17 protein-coding genes and 1 tRNA gene are annotated in these 16,765 nt (G+C 64.8%); 13 read left to right on the top strand and 5 right to left on the bottom strand.

The genetic code is table 11. The features are described from left to right. The first annotated feature begins 1 nt into the window (after position 1). The gene (locus tag F8O06_RS05745) at positions 2-331 is read left to right on the top strand and encodes a helix-turn-helix domain-containing protein (protein WP_158037946.1); all 330 of its coding nucleotides are present in this window, start codon (positions 2-4) and stop codon (positions 329-331) included. A 7-nt stretch (positions 332-338) separates the two neighbouring features. On the opposite strand, the gene F8O06_RS05740 is transcribed toward F8O06_RS05745, so the two are convergent. Then, complete coding sequence (locus F8O06_RS05740; protein WP_158037945.1) at positions 339-1,454, bottom strand: hypothetical protein; 1,116 nt, start codon at positions 1,452-1,454, stop codon at positions 339-341. Positions 1,455-1,823: 369 nt separating this feature from the next. Here F8O06_RS05740 and F8O06_RS12465 point away from each other — a divergent pair, with 369 nt between their 5' ends. The 3 genes from F8O06_RS12465 to F8O06_RS05725 all read left to right on the top strand — a co-directional run bounded on the left by F8O06_RS12465 (position 1,824) and on the right by F8O06_RS05725 (position 2,959). Then, positions 1,824-2,093, top strand: a complete 270-nt coding sequence (locus F8O06_RS12465; RefSeq protein ID WP_192496867.1) for a recombinase family protein — start codon at positions 1,824-1,826, stop codon at positions 2,091-2,093. 95 nt (positions 2,094-2,188) lie between these two features. Then, the gene (locus F8O06_RS12460) at positions 2,189-2,464 is read left to right on the top strand and encodes a recombinase family protein (protein WP_192496866.1); all 276 of its coding nucleotides are present in this window, start codon (positions 2,189-2,191) and stop codon (positions 2,462-2,464) included. After that, on the top strand, positions 2,465-2,959 hold the full coding sequence (locus F8O06_RS05725; RefSeq protein ID WP_158037943.1) for a recombinase zinc beta ribbon domain-containing protein: 495 nt from the start codon (positions 2,465-2,467) through the stop codon (positions 2,957-2,959). Positions 2,960-3,261: 302 nt separating this feature from the next. On the opposite strand, the gene F8O06_RS05720 is transcribed toward F8O06_RS05725, so the two are convergent. The 4 genes from F8O06_RS05720 to F8O06_RS05705 form a co-directional block, all read right to left on the bottom strand. Beyond that, positions 3,262-3,335, bottom strand: a tRNA-Val gene (locus F8O06_RS05720). 175 nt (positions 3,336-3,510) lie between these two features. Then, entirely contained in the window at positions 3,511-3,984 is a 474-nt protein-coding gene (locus F8O06_RS05715; protein WP_225733414.1) for a redoxin domain-containing protein, read from the bottom strand. 10 nt (positions 3,985-3,994) lie between these two features. Next, positions 3,995-4,534 carry an ECF transporter S component gene (locus F8O06_RS05710; protein WP_158037942.1) on the bottom strand — a complete coding sequence of 180 codons (540 nt, stop codon included), beginning with the start codon at positions 4,532-4,534 and terminating at the stop codon, positions 3,995-3,997. Then, a complete protein-coding gene (locus tag F8O06_RS05705) occupies positions 4,534-5,382 on the bottom strand; it encodes a siderophore-interacting protein (protein ID WP_225733413.1) in 849 nt (282 codons plus the stop codon). Before F8O06_RS05705 ends, F8O06_RS05710 begins: the two co-directional genes overlap by 1 nt. A gap of 142 nt (positions 5,383-5,524) precedes the next feature. Between F8O06_RS05705 and F8O06_RS05700 the strand changes: the two genes are divergently transcribed. The 9 genes from F8O06_RS05700 (at position 5,525) to F8O06_RS05660 (ending at position 16,744) form a co-directional block, all read left to right on the top strand. Next, positions 5,525-7,132, top strand: a complete 1,608-nt coding sequence (locus tag F8O06_RS05700) for an APC family permease (protein WP_225733412.1) — start codon at positions 5,525-5,527, stop codon at positions 7,130-7,132. A gap of 345 nt (positions 7,133-7,477) precedes the next feature. Then, on the top strand, positions 7,478-10,204 hold the full coding sequence (gene aceE, locus F8O06_RS05695) for a pyruvate dehydrogenase (acetyl-transferring), homodimeric type (RefSeq protein WP_158037940.1): 2,727 nt from the start codon (positions 7,478-7,480) through the stop codon (positions 10,202-10,204). Then, positions 10,197-11,459, top strand: a complete 1,263-nt coding sequence (locus F8O06_RS05690; RefSeq protein WP_158037939.1) for a PucR family transcriptional regulator — start codon at positions 10,197-10,199, stop codon at positions 11,457-11,459. Before aceE ends, F8O06_RS05690 begins: the two co-directional genes overlap by 8 nt. A gap of 96 nt (positions 11,460-11,555) precedes the next feature. Then, entirely contained in the window at positions 11,556-12,494 is a 939-nt protein-coding gene (locus F8O06_RS05685; protein WP_158038215.1) for an ACP S-malonyltransferase, read from the top strand. A 50-nt stretch (positions 12,495-12,544) separates the two neighbouring features. Further along, complete coding sequence (locus tag F8O06_RS05680; protein ID WP_158037938.1) at positions 12,545-13,582, top strand: beta-ketoacyl-ACP synthase III; 1,038 nt, start codon at positions 12,545-12,547, stop codon at positions 13,580-13,582. Positions 13,583-13,650: 68 nt separating this feature from the next. Beyond that, the gene (locus F8O06_RS05675; protein WP_158031408.1) at positions 13,651-13,899 is read left to right on the top strand and encodes an acyl carrier protein; all 249 of its coding nucleotides are present in this window, start codon (positions 13,651-13,653) and stop codon (positions 13,897-13,899) included. A 188-nt stretch (positions 13,900-14,087) separates the two neighbouring features. Beyond that, on the top strand, positions 14,088-15,329 hold the full coding sequence (locus F8O06_RS05670; RefSeq protein WP_158037937.1) for a beta-ketoacyl-[acyl-carrier-protein] synthase family protein: 1,242 nt from the start codon (positions 14,088-14,090) through the stop codon (positions 15,327-15,329). A 121-nt stretch (positions 15,330-15,450) separates the two neighbouring features. Continuing rightward, the gene (locus F8O06_RS05665) at positions 15,451-15,999 is read left to right on the top strand and encodes a PadR family transcriptional regulator (protein WP_158037936.1); all 549 of its coding nucleotides are present in this window, start codon (positions 15,451-15,453) and stop codon (positions 15,997-15,999) included. A 37-nt stretch (positions 16,000-16,036) separates the two neighbouring features. Then, entirely contained in the window at positions 16,037-16,744 is a 708-nt protein-coding gene (locus tag F8O06_RS05660; protein WP_225733411.1) for a glutamine amidotransferase, read from the top strand. Positions 16,745-16,765 lie beyond the last annotated feature (21 nt).

Here is a 16,765-nt window from a genome sequence, read left to right as displayed (position 1 = left end):
GATGAGCACCAAGACGAAGACCGCAGCGTGGAGTGATGTGCGTGCCAAGCGTCCCGTCGACGAGCAGGCCGTTGCCGACCACGTCGCACGCATGGAGGCCGAGGAGCGCGCCTACCGGCTGCGTGAGATCCGCGAAGAGCAGGGCATGACGCAGAAGGAACTCGCCGAACGCATGGAACTGACCCAGCCCACGATCTCGGCCCTGGAGTCCGGCGATCTCGATCGTTCCGGGCTTGCGACCCTCAAGTCATACGTCGAAGCCCTCGGCGGCACCATCGAAGTCACGGCTACATTCGGCAGCCGGAAGCTCCTTCTGTCGCCTCGCACATAACTCCTGCTCAGCCTGGCGGCCGATGTAGGCAATCAAATAGCCGCAAGCCTTTGTCTCCAGGCTCTGCGAGCCATGCCCCGATCCCCGTCGCGATCTGATCCAGACCTCGATCGACCAGTTCAGTGAAAGGGAGTAGATCCATCTGCGTGTATGCCTGCACGGGCGTCAGAATGTTGACCTCCGTTGGTAGGGTCGCGGCGATGTCACCGAGCCCAAGGTGAAGCCAACCGTTTCGCAGCCGGCGGAATGGCGCGTCAACGATGGTCCGCAAGTCCGCAGAGTCCGTGAGCGCATGAACATGCTTTGCAGCAAGAGGTTGGAGAATCTCGGGGCGAGCAGCCAGCTGCTGGAGTGACCGGGCCGCATGGTGAAGTACGACAAAACGATGTTTCAGCGAGGCCGCATCACACGACCCACAACACTCTGCGTGCGCCCAGCGACGAGAGGCCTGAACAGTCGACAGGATGCTGACGACGGCCATCGCAAGATCCGGCTCCAGTTGTCCTCCGAAGATGGCAGGGACAACCTTCGCGATCTTCCCGTCCCACCAGGTCAGCGATTCAGAATCCTTGTTTCCGTGAGTCCGAAGCTCGTAGCGACCCTCACCGACAAGCGCGGTTGTCAGTTGGCCGATACCCATCGCGAGATCGTGAACATGAGGGCCCCAAGAATCCACCTTTACGACACGGTCCGGCGGCAGCCCGACCATGAAGTGTCCAGTGACGTTCGTAAGAACCAATTCGGGCCCATCGGCCAGCACCGCAAAGTCGTCACGAAGAAAGTCGAACAGCCGACCTCGCCTGTCATCGGGATAGAACGCAGTATGTGTAGCAATACCCAGCGCGTGGAAGTCACCGACCACGTCATCTAGTTGACTTGCACGCCGCACGTCGAAGAACTTGCCCCCATGTCGTGCTGCAGTCGCAATCTCGAGCTCCCAGCCCAGTTCCAGTCGACACGCATGCACATCGCTGAGAGTCTTTGCCGTCTCATACGCGACCATCGCGCCCCATTGGGCGAATGGCCAGGTACGAGGATGGTTCTCTGCACCGAGTATGCTCCCCGCCACATAGCGGAGGTCGCTCGCAGCAATCGCTAGTGACAGTTTCTCGTGAAGTTCCATATCCTCGAACCTACCGAGAACACCACACATCTTTCAGACGACGGCCACGCCCCTGCCTCTGTCGCTCCCTAGCCGCTCTTGTGTGAGGTACTCCCGGCCGCTTGAGCACCGCCACGCACACCTATTGTTGAGCGGTCACGCCTCTTGCCGATCGGCGAGAGCTACCGCACAGGGCGGCGTCTGGCTTTGTCACCGCGACGCCACGTCCGCGGGAAGAACCTGACATGAAGAGCCTCGTCGCGCTCGTCTTGCATCTGGCCGATGAGCTTCATGCGGACGAACTAGCCCAGCAGCGCACGAGAACCGCGCGAGACGATCCCAGCCAGCCGACCCGCACTCGCAGCGTTCAGGTCGAAGAAAGGAATGACGATGATTCTTCTACTGCCAGCACCCGAGGCTGAGATTCCATCCGCATTGACGGTCATGACATACCAACGAGTCTCGACCAAAGAGCAAGGGTCGAAGGGCGGTCGGGATGAAGGCTTCTCGATCCCGGCGCAGCGGGAGGTAAATCAGTGCAAAGCCGACATGCTCGGCGGAAGCATCGTGGCGGAGTTTGTTGACGCTAGGGAATCCGCCCGCTCGGCCGACCGACCCGACTTGAAACGGATGCTCGACTACGCAAAGCCCATCGGGTGAACTACTGCAACGTCCACAAGGTCGACCGGCTCGCCCGCAACTGCTTCAATAATGTCGAGATCTAACGAGCCCTCATCGAAGCAGGCGTCACGTTGGTGTCCGCGACGAAGAGCATAGCCGAGACCCCGTCGGGCATGTTGTTGCAGAGGATCATGTCGTCGATCGCCGAGTTCTACTCGAAAAACCTCACCACCGAAGTCAGCAAGGGGCTCCGGCAGAAGGTCGCCACCGGCGGCACCCCGATGCGCACCCATCGGGGACTTCAACGTTCGCAAACGCGATGCCCAAGGGCGCGAGCACCGCACCGTGGAACTCGACCCGCTCCGCGCGCCGCTGATCAGGTGGGTGTTCGAGGAGTACGCGAACGGTGATTGTGTCGTCCTCGACCTGCACTCGGAGATCACCGCGAGAGGGCTCACGACCGCGCCGACGAGGAACCGGCCCCGCACCAGGTCGGACGTTCGACGTTCTTCAAGATCCTCCGCAACCCGTACTACATCGGCACGGTTCGTTGCCGGGGCGCAGAACACCCCGGCAACCACGAGCCCCTCATCGACATCGAGACCTGGCAACGAGTCCACACCCTGCTGGGCTCCAGCAACACGGCGCGGGAGCGCAAGCGCGCCCACGACCACTACCTGAAAGGCAGCCCCTTCTGCGGCGTATGCGGTTCACACCTCCAACTCGACTTCCTCACCAACAAGCAAGGCCACCACTACGCCTACTCCGTCTGCTCCGGGCGCGCCTCGAAACGCACCACCTGCACCCGCCGCGCAATACCCGTCGGGCTTGCGGAGCACCTCATTACCGACTGCTACCGGAGCATCACGATCACCGAAGCGCAGTACGCAGGGCTCGCGGCATGAGTCGAGGCCGCGGTCGACGAACGCCTCGCTGCGCGAAACACGGAACTGGCGAAACTGGTCGCGACGCGGAAGCGATTACAGGACGAGAGCGACAAGTTCCTGGCGGCGCCCCTTCGCTGACGCCATCGACCTCGACACGCTCACACGCACCGACGACCAGTGTCGACGCCACTCCAACTAAGCGTTCACGAACGGCATCGAGATCAGCCAAGACGAAGAAACCAGAATTCGCCTAGCCGAACCGTTCACCATAGCGGAACTCACACCTACGCATGTCGCGAGTTCTCGCACGCCTGAAACTGTGGGCCCAGAGGGACTCGAACCCCCGACCCCCTCGGTGTAAACGAGGTGCTCTAACCAACTGAGCTATAGGCCCGCGACACCCAACTGTAGCCGAAGTCGAAGTGCATCAGGTTCGGACTCGCTCAAGACACCGTCGCCGATCGCTCCATGTGGTCGCGGATCGCTCCAAATCGGCGAATTTCGAGCGATCCGCGCAGGTGTCGAGCGATCTGCGCAGGTGCCGAGCAAAACCCGCCCTCAATCTCAGCTCACAACCGCCGCGCCCACTCCTCATACCAGCCGATCGGCCGCGCCTGCCCCGAGGCGGTCTCGATGCGCGCGCGAACAGCGCCTGCAGCATCCACCGCCAGCGACACGCGCCGAGCCGCACCCGTCACGTCGTCGAAGGCATCGCACGCCTGCGCGAAGCCCCCATGCGGCCAGTAGTCGGCCACGAGATCGAACGGCCGCGGCTGCTGCACATGCCACGCCGCGAGGGTCGGCTGCGGGTCGGTGCTGACGGCCAGAATGCGGATGCCCAAGGCAGGCGCCGCATCGGCGAGCTGATCGAGCTCTCCCGCACACACCGGCGTGAACGCATGCGGATAGAACACCACGAACGCAGGCGCACCGAGCAGATCAGACCGCCGCACCGACTCCCCGTGCTGATTCAGCAGGTCGAAATCCGGCAGCGCCGCGAGGTGCGGGGCGTCGAGTGTCTCAGAGGCGCAGTCGTCAGTCACGCGCCCAAGCCTAGCGCCGCACCGCTCGTGCGACACCGGCTCGGGCCAGCCGGTCTGCGACGCTGATGCCGAGCCAGGTGCCGACCACGCAGCTCGCCAGACAGAGCGCGAAGAACGCGATCTGCAGACTCAGTGGCAGAGCCCACAGCTGATAGACCTCGGCCGCGAGCACCGGATAGAGCACGCCGACGAGAGCCGCGCCGAGATAGTGCTGCCAGGTGTGCCAACGTCGGTAGGCCAGGATGAGAAAGCCGATCTCGGCGAAGAAGGCCCACCAGACGTTGGTCGCGACACTGGCGAACCCGTAGCCAGAGGCGGGGATGAGCGCGATGCCCGAGACGAGTCCCGTGAGCACTCCGGCACCGGGCCGTCGCACGAGGCGCAGCGCGATGACCGCAGGCAGCAGCCAGACGCCGGCCAGCGCCATACCGGCTACCGGGGCCGCGGCGAACAGCACCGTCGAGACCCAGTTCGCCGGAAGCAGGATCAACGCCCCTGCTACGCCGATCGCCGCACAGATGAGCAGGTATGTCGTCGAGACGCGTTTCATCACTTCTGCTTCGCAGGCATGCGCCAGTAGCCGACGAAGCTGATGTGCTCTTTGGGAACTCCCGCTTCGACGAGGTGGCGGCGTGCCGAGGTGGGCAGCGCCTGCTCCCCCACAATGAACGCGTGCACGGGCGGCGCTGGCACCTCGATCTCGCGCAGAGCGGCGAGTGCCAGCGTGCCCGGTTTGACGTGTGGGTCGTCGGATGTCTCGCGCACGACCCAGCGCACGTCGACGCCGGCCGGGTGCGCGAAGTCGAGAGCATCACCTGCTGCGGGAACTTCGGCGATGACGGTGCCGACTGCATCGGCCGGCAGCGACTCGCAGATGCTTGAGATCGCTGGCAGCCCGGTCTCGTCACTGACGAGCAGCACACGGTCGGTGCCCTGCTCGGGGTTGAAGACGATGCCCTCGTCGATCAGTGCGACGGGGTCGCCGGGCTGGCAGTTCTGCGCCCACGTGCTGGCGGGGCCTGCGGTGCCGTCTTCGGCTGAGCCGTGCAGCACGAAGTCGACGTCGATCTCGGCGGTGCGGCCGGCCGTCAAATCTGCGGGGCGAAACGCCCGCACCGAGTAATTGCGCATGATGGGGCGAACACTCTGCGGAATCGTCGCAAGGAACTTGAAGTACCCCATGGTCTTGTTGGCGTTGGCCGGCACTCGGTCGAGCGCCTCACGCGCATCGTCGGTCGCAGCGGCCGGTATGAACAGACGGAACCATTGGTCGAAGCCCATCGGCTCGAAGAGCGCGCTCTGCCCGCCGCCGAGCGTCACACGCATCCAGTGCGCCGAGATCTGCTCGGTGCGAACGACTTCGAGACGCAGCAGCTGCTGCCGAGTGGGTTTTCTCATCGTGCTGTATCTGGCCATGGCAGCAATCATCTGACATTGCTGAGCAAAGCGGAACCCCGGAGGTCGCCCGCGCCCGGCGATACAATGTAGCGGCTCGGCATCGTCGCAGGGCAATCCCCACTCTCCTGTCGAAAGGCCCTGCGTGACTTCGTCGCCTCAACTCGATACCGACCGGCGCACGACTGTCGATTCGAAACTCGGTGCCGGCCCGTCACACGGGCTGCGTCGTCACCTGGGGCGCCTCGACATGGTGCTCCTCACGATCGCCGCAACCCTCGGCATCGACACCATTGCCGAGATCGCCACAGGTGGTGGGCTTGAATCACTCACATGGGTGGTCATTCTCGCGGTCACATTCCTGTTTCCCTATGGCCTCCTCATCAGTGAGGCTGGCAGCACATTCCGTCAGGAGGGCGGCCCCTATGTCTGGGTGCGCCTGGCCTTCGGGCGCTATGCCGGCGGGCTCGCCTCACTGCTCTACTGGGTCACCAACCCGATCTGGCTCGGCGGCTCGCTCGCATTCATCGCGGCTGCCACGTGGAACGCACACATCGCGCCGCTGCCCGCCGGCAGCCTCTCCGACATCCTGTTCAAACTCACGTTCGTCTGGCTGGCGATCGGCATCGCGATCATCAGCATTCGATTCGGCAAGATCCTGATCAACATCGGGGCCATTGTGAAGGTCGGTCTGCTGGCTGTGCTGGTTCTCACTGCTGCGCTCTATGCGCTGCAGCACGGTGTGCAGCCGATGGATGCGTCGCTTCTGCGACCGACAGCTGGCGGTTTCTTGACCATCGCCCCGGTGCTGTTGTTCGCTCTGCTGGGCTTCGAGGCCGCCAACGGCGCGGCCGAAGAGATGCGCAACCCGAAACGCGATGTGCCGAGGGCCATCGGTGCGGCTGGGCTGACCTCGGCCGTGTGCCACCTGCTGCCGATTCTGGCCCTTCTGGCAGTGCTGCCGGCTGATACGCTCAGCGGCGATTCGGGCATTCTCGACGCACTGGGCGAGGCATTCAGCGTGTACGGCCCCGCCCAGCCGGTGCTGCTCTGGCTCTCGGCCGTCGCACTGCTGTACATCGTGCTCACGCAGGGCAGCGCGTGGATGATCGCCTCAGACCGTGTGCAGGCCGTCTCTGGTGCAGATGGTGCCTTTCCGCAGTATTTCGGGCGTTTCAACACGGCGCTGGGCACACCGCTGAGAGTGAACATGCTCTCAGGCATCATCTCGACGGCTTTCACCCTGGTGGCGACGTGGGTGGCGACCAGCTCGTCGAGCTCTGCGTTCTCAGTCGTGCTCTCAGTCGCGACCACCACACTGCTGCTGAGCTACCTGCTCATCCTGCCATCGGTGTTGAGGCTGCGTCGTCGTTTCCCAGACGTCGAACGCCCCTACGTCGTACCCGGCGGACGCTGGGGTGCTGTGGTGGCAACCGTCATCACGCTCTTCTGGATCGTCATCGGCTCGTTCGTGGCGTTGGCTCCCGGGGTGCTCGAACAAATGTTGGGGCTGCCGTACGACTTCGGCGAGCAGTGGGGCGTCTCACGTCTCGCTGTGGAATCACTCACGCTCGGAACTCTGGGCGTCCTGCTGGCTGCCCACACCATTGGGTACCTCTTCGCACGACACCACCGGCGTGTGAACCATGACGGTCTCACTGCAGAGCAGCTGTTGGAGAACGGATTCTCTGAGGTCACACGAACGGTGCGCCTTGCCGGTGCGTCTGCTCCGGAAGGCGCACCGCGTCGCTGAACCGATTGCGTCAATGCTGGTGTCCGCTGACGCGACGGCGAGCACTGGCACGGCACGTCCACAGCGAGCAGGCACCTGCACACAGCGAGCAGGTGAATTCACACGGCGTCGGGCACCGTGTCAGGGAGGCCACGTTCACCCCGTACACTGAGAGGGTCTTTCCACAGTGGAGTGGTGACGCGCTGTTCGACGCGTTCCGGCACCTGCTGTGGCGTTCCCGCCGGCGCGAGCCGCGCATCCCCGAAGCGATCAGATCGTATTCGGTTGCTCGGCGAAGCCACTGGGATGCTTGTCGCTTCCCTTACACTGATCTGTGGTCAACAACCAAACGAAGGTGAGGAACTGATGGCGGTAAACAGCCAGGATCCGTACGAGCCCGACTACGTCGACAGTGATGTGGACGAGACGCGCGAATGGCAGCAGTCGCTCGACGAGCTCGTATCGGCCCACGGTCGCGGACGCGCGCGTGAGATCATGATGAGTCTCATCAAGCGGTCCAAAGATCTGCAGCTGAACGTGCCGATGATCCCCACGACCGACTACATCAACACGATCGCGACCGAGAACGAGCCGGCCTTCCCCGGCGATGAAGAGCTCGAACGCAAGTACCGTCGCTGGATCCGCTGGAACGCCGCCGTGCTGGTGCATCGCGCACAGCGCCCGGGCATCGAAGTCGGTGGGCACATCTCGACGTACGCGTCGTCTGCAGCGCTCTACGAGGTCGGTTTCAACCACTTCTTCCGCGGGCCGAATCATCCGGGCGGTGGTGACCAGATCTTCATGCAGGGTCACGCCTCTCCTGGCATCTACGCTCGTTCGTTCCTTGAGGGGCGTCTCAGCAGCGAAGAGCTTGATGGCTTCCGTCAGGAGCACTCAGTGCCGGGCGGACTTCCCTCGTATCCGCACCCGCGGCACATGGACAACTACTGGCAGTTCCCGACCGTCTCAATGGGCATCGGCCCGATGAACGCGATCTACCAGGCGCAGGCCAATCGATACCTGCACAACCACGGCATCAAAGACACCTCGCAGCAGCACGTCTGGGCGTTCCTGGGCGATGGTGAGATGGACGAGCCTCAGTCACGCGGTCTGCTGCAGGTCGCAGCGAACGACCAGCTCGACAACCTGACCTTCGTGATCAACTGCAACCTGCAGCGACTCGACGGGCCGGTGCGCGGCAACACGAAGATCATCCAGGAGCTCGAGTCGTTCTTCCGCGGTGCGGGCTGGAACGTCATCAAGGTCGTCTGGAGCCGTGAGTGGGACGAACTGCTTGCGCGCGACACCGATGGCGCACTCGTCAAGCTGATGAACGACACCCCAGACGGCGACTTCCAGACCTACAAGACCGAAGACGGCGCATATGTGCGCGAGAACTTCTTCGGGCGCGACCCGCGCACCCTCGAACTCGTCAAGGACTACTCCGACGATCAGGTCTGGGCGCTGCAGCGCGGCGGTCACGACTACCGCAAGGTGTATGCGGCCTACAAGTCAGCCATGGAGCACACCGGGTCGCCCACAGTGATCCTCGCTCACACCATCAAGGGCTACGGCCTCGGCCCCTCGTTCGAAGGCCGCAACGCCACGCACCAGATGAAGAAGCTGACGGTGGACGACCTGAAGACCTTCCGCGATCACATGCGCATTCCGATCAGCGATGCACAGATCGAGGCCGAAGACCACTGGGCGCCCCCGTACTATCACCCCGGCAACGACGCTCCCGAGATTCAGTACATGCGCGAGCGGCGTGCAGAGCTCGGCGGCTACATCCCCGATCGTCAGAACCACCCGACCCACATCGACCTGCCGCCCAAGAAGGCCTACGGCTCGGTCAAGAAGGGCTCGGGCAAGCAGAAGGTCGCCACCACGATGGCCTTCGTGCGTCTGCTCAAAGATCTGCTCGCACAGAAGGGCTGGGAGAAGCGATTCGTGCCGATCGTGCCCGACGAGGCCCGCACCTTCGGCCTCGACTCGTTCTTCCCCTCGAAGAAGATCTACAACCCGCACGGCCAGCACTACACCTCGGTCGACCGCGAGCTGCTGCTGGCGTACAAAGAGAGCCCGCAGGGTCTGATCTACCACGTCGGGATCAACGAGGACGGCGCGGCCTCTGCGTTCACGGCGCTCGGCACGTCGTACTCGACGCAGGGCGAGATCATGGTGCCGGTCTACCTCTTCTACTCGATGTTCGGCTTCCAGCGCACCGGCGACGTGCTCTGGGCGGCGACCGACGCACGAGCCCGCGGATTCCTGCTGGGTGCGACAGCCGGTCGTACGACGCTGACCGGCGAGGGCCTGCAGCATGCTGACGGTCACTCCCCGATTCTGGCGTCGACCAACCCCGCAGTCATCACGTACGATCCCGCCTACTCATACGAGATCGCGCACATCGTCGAGAGCGGCCTCGACCGCATGTACGGCGGCACGCATCCGAACCCCGACGTGATCTACTACCTGACCGTCTACAACGAGCCGATTCAGCAGCCTGCCGAACCGGAAGACGTCGACGTCGAGGGCATCGTCAAAGGCATCCACCGCGTGGCGCTGGCTCCTCGCGGCGAGGCGCAGGGACAGATTCTCGCCTCGGGCGTCGCCGTGCCGTGGGCGCTGCAGGCGCAGCAGATCCTGGCCGATGACTGGAACGTGAACGTCGACGTCTGGTCGGTGACCAGCTGGAACGAGCTGCGTCGCGACGGCGTCGCCGCCGAGGAGCATAACTTCCTGCATCCCGAAGAGACGCCGAAGACCGCCTTCGTCAGTGAGAAGCTGCGCGGCGCGAAGGGCCCGATCGTCGCGGTCACCGACTTCACGAAGGCCGTGCCCGATCAGATCCGCCAGTTCGTCGACCAGCCCTTCGCCACGCTGGGCGCCGACGACTTCGGCTTCAGCGACACCCGCGCCGCAGCCCGCCGCTACTTCAAGATCGACGCTGAGTCGATCGTGGTGCGCATGCTGCAGCAGCTCGCCGAACAGGGCGTCGTCAGCCGACAGGCCGCGACCGAGGCCATCACTCGCTACGACCTGCTGAACATCCCGTCACCCGAGATCGAGGCTGAATCAGCGCATGAGTGATCACACCGCCGCGGGCGGTGGCAGTCGGGCCAGCGATCGTTCACAGACGCTGACCCGACTGCGCTCAGTGAGCGGAGAGATGGCGACGGCCACGCTGCAGCGTCTCGACGAGACCCTGCCCTGGTACGCTGCGCTGCCGCCCGCCCGGCGCTCGGCGATCGGTCTGGTCGCCCAGTCGGGCATCCAGTCGTTCATTAACTGGTTCGCCAGTCGCGGCCTCCCGAGCGACTCCGGCACCGCCGAGAGCGAGCCGACGTCGGCCGAGGCATCGCATCCTCATGCGGATGCGTGGGTCGCGGCCGACATCTTCGGCAACGCCCCGAGAGAGCTGATTCGGTCGGTCTCGCTGCAGCAGACGCTGCAACTGGTGCAGGTCGTGATCTCGGTCGTGCAGGAGCAGTTCACCTCGGACGACCCCGAGCTGCGACTCGCCTTTCTCACCTACTCGCGCGATGTGGCCTTCGCCGCCGCAGATGTGTATGCGAAGGCGGCCGAGGCGCGTGGGCAGTGGGACGACCGCCTGGAGGCACTGGTGGTCGACTCGGTGCTGAACGGTGAGTCGGCCGATGAGCTGCCCAGTCGCGTGGCCGCTCTCGGCTGGCAGGCCGTCGGCGAGGTCAACGCCGTGATCGCCTCGGTGCACGGCGTTCCCGATCTCGACCAGCTGCGCCGTCAGGCCCGTCAGCTCGGCGCAGAGCTGCTCGTGGGCGTGCAGGCAGATCGGCTCGTTCTGGTGCTCGCTGAATCAGAGCACGAAGAGGGCGTGGAACGTTCGGCGGCCTTCTCAGTGCAGCGGGTCGTCAGCGGCCTGATGTCGCACTTCAGCGACGGTCCGATCGTTATCGGCCCGCCCGTTCCAACGGTGCTCGAGGCGAGCACCTCGGCCCAGGCAGCCCAGGCCGGCTTCACCGCGGTCGCTGGCTGGCAGTCGGCACCGCGGCCCACACTCGCCGACGACGTACTGCCCGAGCGTGCGCTTGCCGGCGACCCCTTGGCACGCGTCACGCTGATTCAGCGCGCCTATCTGCCGCTGGTGCAGCAGACCACCGACCTGCTCGGCACGCTGCGCGCCTATCTCGAGAGCGGTCGTTCGCTCGAGGGCACGGCTCGGGCTCTCTATGTGCACCCCAACACGGTGCGCTATCGGCTGCGTCGCATCGCAGAGGTGGTCGGTTGGGATCCGACCGAGCCACGCGACGCGCTCATTCTGCAGACGGCGCTGATTCTCGGTGCCATCAATGACACCCATGAGTGATTGCGGCTGTTTATCGGTTCCTGCTAAAGGGCTCCAGGCGATTTCGTGCGGATTCTCCACACAATACTGGGGTCTATGTCGACAAAGATGGAGACGATGATTCTTCTCGCCTGCCCTGGACAGGGCTCACAGAAGCCCGGCTTTCTGACGCCGTGGCTTGAACGTCCCGAACTCCGCGAACTGGCCGAGCAGCTCTCGACGGCCACCGGCATCGATCTGGTCGAGGCCGGCACCGTCTCTGACGCCGACACGATTCGTGACACCGCGATCGCACAGCCGCTCATCGTGGCCGCCGGTCTGATCAGTGCTCAGGCACTCACAGCCGAGCTTTCCGCTCGCGGTGTCGACTCGGCACCGTTCGGCTACGCGGGGCACTCCGTCGGCGAGATCACCGCCGCAGCTCTGGCTGGTGTGTTCACCGCTGAGACCGCTGCTCGTTTCGTGCGCGAACGCAGCCAGGCGATGGCACAGGCCGCGGCGGCGACGCCGACCACCATGGCAGCCGTGATCGGCGGCGACCGCACCGAGGTGCTCGCCCGTCTCGACGCGCTCGGCCTGACCGCCGCGAACTTCAACAGCGCAGCCCAGCTGGTCGCCGCCGGTGCGGTGGACGCTGTGGCCAAGCTGGTCGAGGAGCCACCGGCTCGTGCCCGAGTGATTCCGCTCTCGGTGGCGGGCGCCTTCCACACCGCCTACATGCAGCCGGCCCGCGAGCACCTGCTCGGCCTGCGCGACACCTTCGGCACCAGCGACCCCACCGGGCCACTGTGGACCAACGCCGATGGCACGGTCGTGCCTGACGGTCAGCGCTACCTCGATCTGCTCATCAGCCAGGTCGCTTCGCCCGTGCACTGGGACGCCGACCAGGCCTCGTTCGTCGAGCACGGCGTCACCGCCATGGTCGAGCTGCTGCCCGGCGGCACCCTCGTCGGACTGGCCAAACGCGAACTGCGGGGGCTGCCGAGCAAGGCGATCGTGACCCCTGACGACCTGGCACCAGCAGCCGACCTGATCGCCGACCACCTCGACGACTGATCATCGCAACCGCAGAACACGAAGTGAGGAACACGGCATTGAGCACAGTCATGCGCACCGCTGAAGGAGCCAAGTACGCTCGCATCCGCGGCATCGGAGCAGCTCGAGGCGACCAGGTCGTCACGAACGACGATCTCGTCGAGGCCATCGAGTCGTCGGACGAGTGGATCCGCCAGCGCACCGGCATCATCGACCGTCGCCGCGCCTCGGCCCAGGTCACTTTGAGCGATCTCACGCTTGCCGCTTCGAAGCAGGCCATCGAACATGCAGGCATCGATCCGACCGAGATTGACGCCGTCATCGTCGCCACGGTGACACACCCGTATCAGACCCCGTCGCTGGCAGCCTGGCTCGCCGATCAGATCGGCTCGACGCCGGCCGCCGCCTACGACATCTCGGCCGCGTGCGCCGGCTACTGCTACGGCATCGGCCAGGCTGACGCGCTGGTGCGCAGCGGCCTCGCGCACAACGTGCTCGTCGTCGGCGCAGAAAAGCTCAGCGACGTCATCGATCCGACCGACCGTTCCATCTCGTTCCTGCTCGGCGATGGCGCAGGCGCTGCCGTCGTCGGCCCCAGCGAGACTCCAGGCATCTCGCCGACGATCTGGGGCTCGGACGGTTCGCATTGGAAGACCATCCATATGACCAACTCGCTGCTCGAGTACCGCGACGGCGTCGCTTACGGCGAGGCCACCGGCTTCGGCGAGCATGACGGCGAACAGATCAACCGCTGGCCGACGCTGCGCCAAGAGGGGCGAACGGTGTTCCGCTGGGCGGTCTGGGACATGGCGAAGATCGCCCGGCAGGCCATTGAGGCGGCAGGTCTCACCCCTGATGACATCGACGTCTTCATTCCCCACCAGGCGAACATGCGTATCATCGATGAGTTCGCCAAACAGCTGAAGCTGCCCGAGAGCGTGGTGATCGCGCGCGACATCGCACACAGCGGCAACACCTCCGCGGCCTCGATTCCGATCGCGACTCGGGCGCTGATCGATGCCGGCGAGGTCAAGAGCGGCGACCTTGCGCTCGAGATCGGCTTCGGCGCTGGGCTCGTCTATGGCGCACAGGTCGTGGCGCTCCCCTAGTCTCAAACGGCGACATTCGCATCGCGGCAGCCCGACCGGGCTTTCGTCACACACAGAAGGAGAAGAAAATGGCACACACTCAGGATGAGGTTCTCAAGGGCCTGGCCGAGCTGATCAACGAGGAGACCGGTGTTCCGGCCGAGAACGTCGAGATGGGCAAGTCGTTCACCGACGACCTCGACATCGACTCGATCTCGCTGACCACCATCGTCGTGAACGCCGAGGACAAGTTCGGCGTGAAGATTCCCGACGAAGAGATCGAGAACCTGAAGACCGTCGGCGACGCCGTCACCTTCATCGTCAACGCCAGCAAGTAGGCTCGGCTGACGCCGGCCGTCACCAAGGTGCACGGCCACCCACTCGCGGCGCCGGCGACGCGCATCCACATCTGGACGCGTCGCCGCGCCCGCCGCCCGACGGCAGCGTCACAAACGCCCGTCAGAGATTTTGGCGCCGACACGATCGGCGCCGTTCCCCCAAGAGACATCTGAGACACGGAGAGACCATGAAGAAGAAGATCGTCGTCACAGGCATGGGCACGACCAATCCGCTCGGCGGAGACGTCGCCTCGACCTGGCAGGCGCTGCTCAACGGTGAATCCGGAGTCTCGACCATCGACCAGCCCTGGGTCGAGAAGTATGACCTGCCGGTGCGCTTCGCCGGTCAGGCCAAAGTGCGCCCCGCAGAGGTGCTCACCCCTGTCGAGGTCAAACGCAACGACCCGTCGACACAGCTTGCGATCGTCGCGGCGCGCGAGGCCTGGCAGGATGCCGGCGCGCCCGAGGTCGATCCGACCCGTTTGGGCGTCGACTTCGCCACCGGCATCGGCGGCGTGTGGACGCTGTTCGACTCCTATGACGCGCTGCGGGAGCGCGGCCCTCGCCGCGTCATGCCGCTGACCGTGCCGATGCTGATGGCGAACGCCTCAGCCGCGGCCATCTCACTGGAGTTCCAGGCGCAGGCCTTCGCTCGCACCGTGCTCTCCGCATGCGCATCGTCGGTCGAGTCGATCGTCAACGCCTACGACCATCTTCAGCAGGGCTACGCCGATGTGGTCATCGCCGGCGGCACCGAGTCGACCATCCACCCGCTGCCGCTCGCCGCGTTCGCATCGATGCGCGCGCTGAGCAAGAGCAATGACGACCCGCAGCACGCGTCACGCCCGCTCGACGTGAACCGCAACGGCTTCGTCATGGGCGAGGGCGCCGCGGTGCTCGTGCTCGAGAGCGAAGAGCACGCCCTGGCTCGTGGCGCGCACATCTATGCCGAGATCACCGGCGGTGCAGTCACCGCTGACTCGTACCACATCACTTCACCCGACCCTGAGGGCCTCGGCGCCGCTCGTGCAGTGCGGGCGACTCTGGAGAACTCGGGCGAGACGCCTGAGAGCGTCGGCCACATCAACCTGCACGCGACCTCGACGCCGGTCGGCGACCCCGCCGAGTACAAAGCCCTACACGCTGTGCTGGGCGATGCGCTCGACAGCATCCCGGTCGCCGCGACCAAGGGCAACACCGGGCACCTGCTCGGCGGCACCGGTGCGCTTGAGACGGTCTTCACCGTCAAGGCGGTGCAGGATCGGGTCACTCCCCCGCTGATCAACCTCGACCAGCAGGATCCTGAGACGCCGTTCTTCGCACCGACCGGAGCACCCCATCAGCTGCCTGACGAGGGCCAGCTCTTCGCGATCTCGAACTCATTCGGCTTCGGTGGGCACAACGCCGTCGTCGGCGTACGCAGCGTCTGATCGCGCGTGCGAGAAGCACCGGGCGGCCCTGCGCCGTCACCGGTCTGTGTACTGACACCCTGCGCCTGAGCAGGAACGCCGCACTCACCCGGTATCATTGACTGCTGGATGAGGAGGAGACATGGTCGTACGCTTCGGCATCCTCGGCATCCTTGCTGAGTCGCCCTGCTATGGCACGCAGCTGCGCAGTGAACTGCTGCGCCGCACGGCAGGTCTCATGGACGTCAATGCCGGCCAGATCTACTCGACCCTTGAACGGCTCGGCCGCGACAAACTCGTGCAGCAGTTCGGCGCACCCCAGAACGGCCGGGTGCTCTACGAACCCACCGACGCCGGGCGTGAGGTCTTCGACCGATGGCTTGAGTCGGTGGACGACGGGGCGTCGGCGCTCGACACTATTCGCAAAGTGTCACTTGCGCTCTCTCTGCCCTCAGTCGATGGCAAAGCCGTCGCCGAACGGCATCTCGAGGCCTGTCTGCAGCGCTCGACCGCCCCGCTTGAAGGTCTGCCAGAACCGATCACCAGCATGGTCTGGCTTGGGTATCACAGCATGCTCAACGCCGAGACGAACTGGCTGCGTCAGGTCATTCAGCAGGCGGCCCGCACGCCGACCGCGTTTCCGATCGATCAGGAGCGTCCGCGGCGAGGTCGTCCGCCCAAACGCAGCTGAATCGCGATCGTAATCTGACCGTTCTATGCTCGCAGGCATGATGCGACATGCGGTGGCCATTCGACATGTGGCCTTTGAGAACCTGGGCGTCATCGAGCCAGTTCTCCGTGAACGTGGTTGGAACGTCGAATACGTTGACGCGGGCATCGACGAGATCACGTCTCTCGACCTGCTGGCACCGGATTTGGTCGTCGTGCTGGGCGGGCCGATCGGGGTCGCTGACACCGATGCCTACCCGTTTCTCGGTGATGAGCAGGCTGCGATTTCGGCGCGGCTGCGTGCGGGAAGGCCCCTGATCGGCATCTGTCTCGGGGCTCAGCTGATCGCTCACGCTCTTGGGGCGTCGGTGACGCCAATGCCGCACAAAGAGATCGGATACGCGCCGATCGAACTCACAGCGCTGGGTCGCGACTCTGCGCTGCGGCCGCTGGACGGCATCCCCGTGCTGCACTGGCACGGCGACGAGTTCGCCATTCCGGCAGGGGCCGAGCATCTGGCTGTCTCGGAGGCGTGCTCGAATCAGGCTTTCAGCGTCGGCCGAAACGTACTCGCTCTGCAGTTTCATCTCGAAGCCGATGCCGCGCAGATAGAGCGCTGGCTGATCGGGCATGCGCATGAGCTCGTTGCCGAGGGGCTCGATCCGCGGTCGATTCGAGCGGATGCCGTGGCAGTCGGGCCTGCATTGGCTGCGGCCGCGAGGGTGGTCGTGGAGACGTGGCTCGACCGGACTGAAGCGAGCGTATGACGTCAATCGGGCACAGACATG

This window comes from Pseudoclavibacter sp. CFCC 14310 (genome assembly GCF_008831165.1).
In the GTDB taxonomy this organism is placed as follows: Bacteria; Actinomycetota; Actinomycetes; order Actinomycetales; family Microbacteriaceae; genus Pseudoclavibacter_A.
The sequence above is the reverse complement of the archived record's forward strand: the minus strand, read 5'-3'. Positions and strand labels throughout refer to the sequence as shown.

Coding starts and splice junctions, on each gene's coding strand:
- aceE (WP_158037940.1), top strand. CDS start 7,478: ATGGCGGTAAACAGCCAGGATCCGTACGAGCCCGACTACGTCGACAGT.
- F8O06_RS05745 (WP_158037946.1), top strand. CDS start 2: ATGAGCACCAAGACGAAGACCGCAGCGTGGAGTGATGTGCGTGCCAAG.
- F8O06_RS05675 (WP_158031408.1), top strand. CDS start 13,651: ATGGCACACACTCAGGATGAGGTTCTCAAGGGCCTGGCCGAGCTGATC.
- F8O06_RS05690 (WP_158037939.1), top strand. CDS start 10,197: ATGAGTGATCACACCGCCGCGGGCGGTGGCAGTCGGGCCAGCGATCGT.
- F8O06_RS05670 (WP_158037937.1), top strand. CDS start 14,088: ATGAAGAAGAAGATCGTCGTCACAGGCATGGGCACGACCAATCCGCTC.
- F8O06_RS05680 (WP_158037938.1), top strand. CDS start 12,545: ATGCGCACCGCTGAAGGAGCCAAGTACGCTCGCATCCGCGGCATCGGA.
- F8O06_RS05740 (WP_158037945.1), bottom strand. CDS start 1,454: ATGGAACTTCACGAGAAACTGTCACTAGCGATTGCTGCGAGCGACCTC.
- F8O06_RS05660 (WP_225733411.1), top strand. CDS start 16,037: ATGATGCGACATGCGGTGGCCATTCGACATGTGGCCTTTGAGAACCTG.
- F8O06_RS05685 (WP_158038215.1), top strand. CDS start 11,556: ATGATTCTTCTCGCCTGCCCTGGACAGGGCTCACAGAAGCCCGGCTTT.
- F8O06_RS05705 (WP_225733413.1), bottom strand. CDS start 5,382: ATGAGAAAACCCACTCGGCAGCAGCTGCTGCGTCTCGAAGTCGTTCGC.
- F8O06_RS05710 (WP_158037942.1), bottom strand. CDS start 4,534: ATGAAACGCGTCTCGACGACATACCTGCTCATCTGTGCGGCGATCGGC.
- F8O06_RS05665 (WP_158037936.1), top strand. CDS start 15,451: ATGGTCGTACGCTTCGGCATCCTCGGCATCCTTGCTGAGTCGCCCTGC.
- F8O06_RS12465 (WP_192496867.1), top strand. CDS start 1,824: ATGATTCTTCTACTGCCAGCACCCGAGGCTGAGATTCCATCCGCATTG.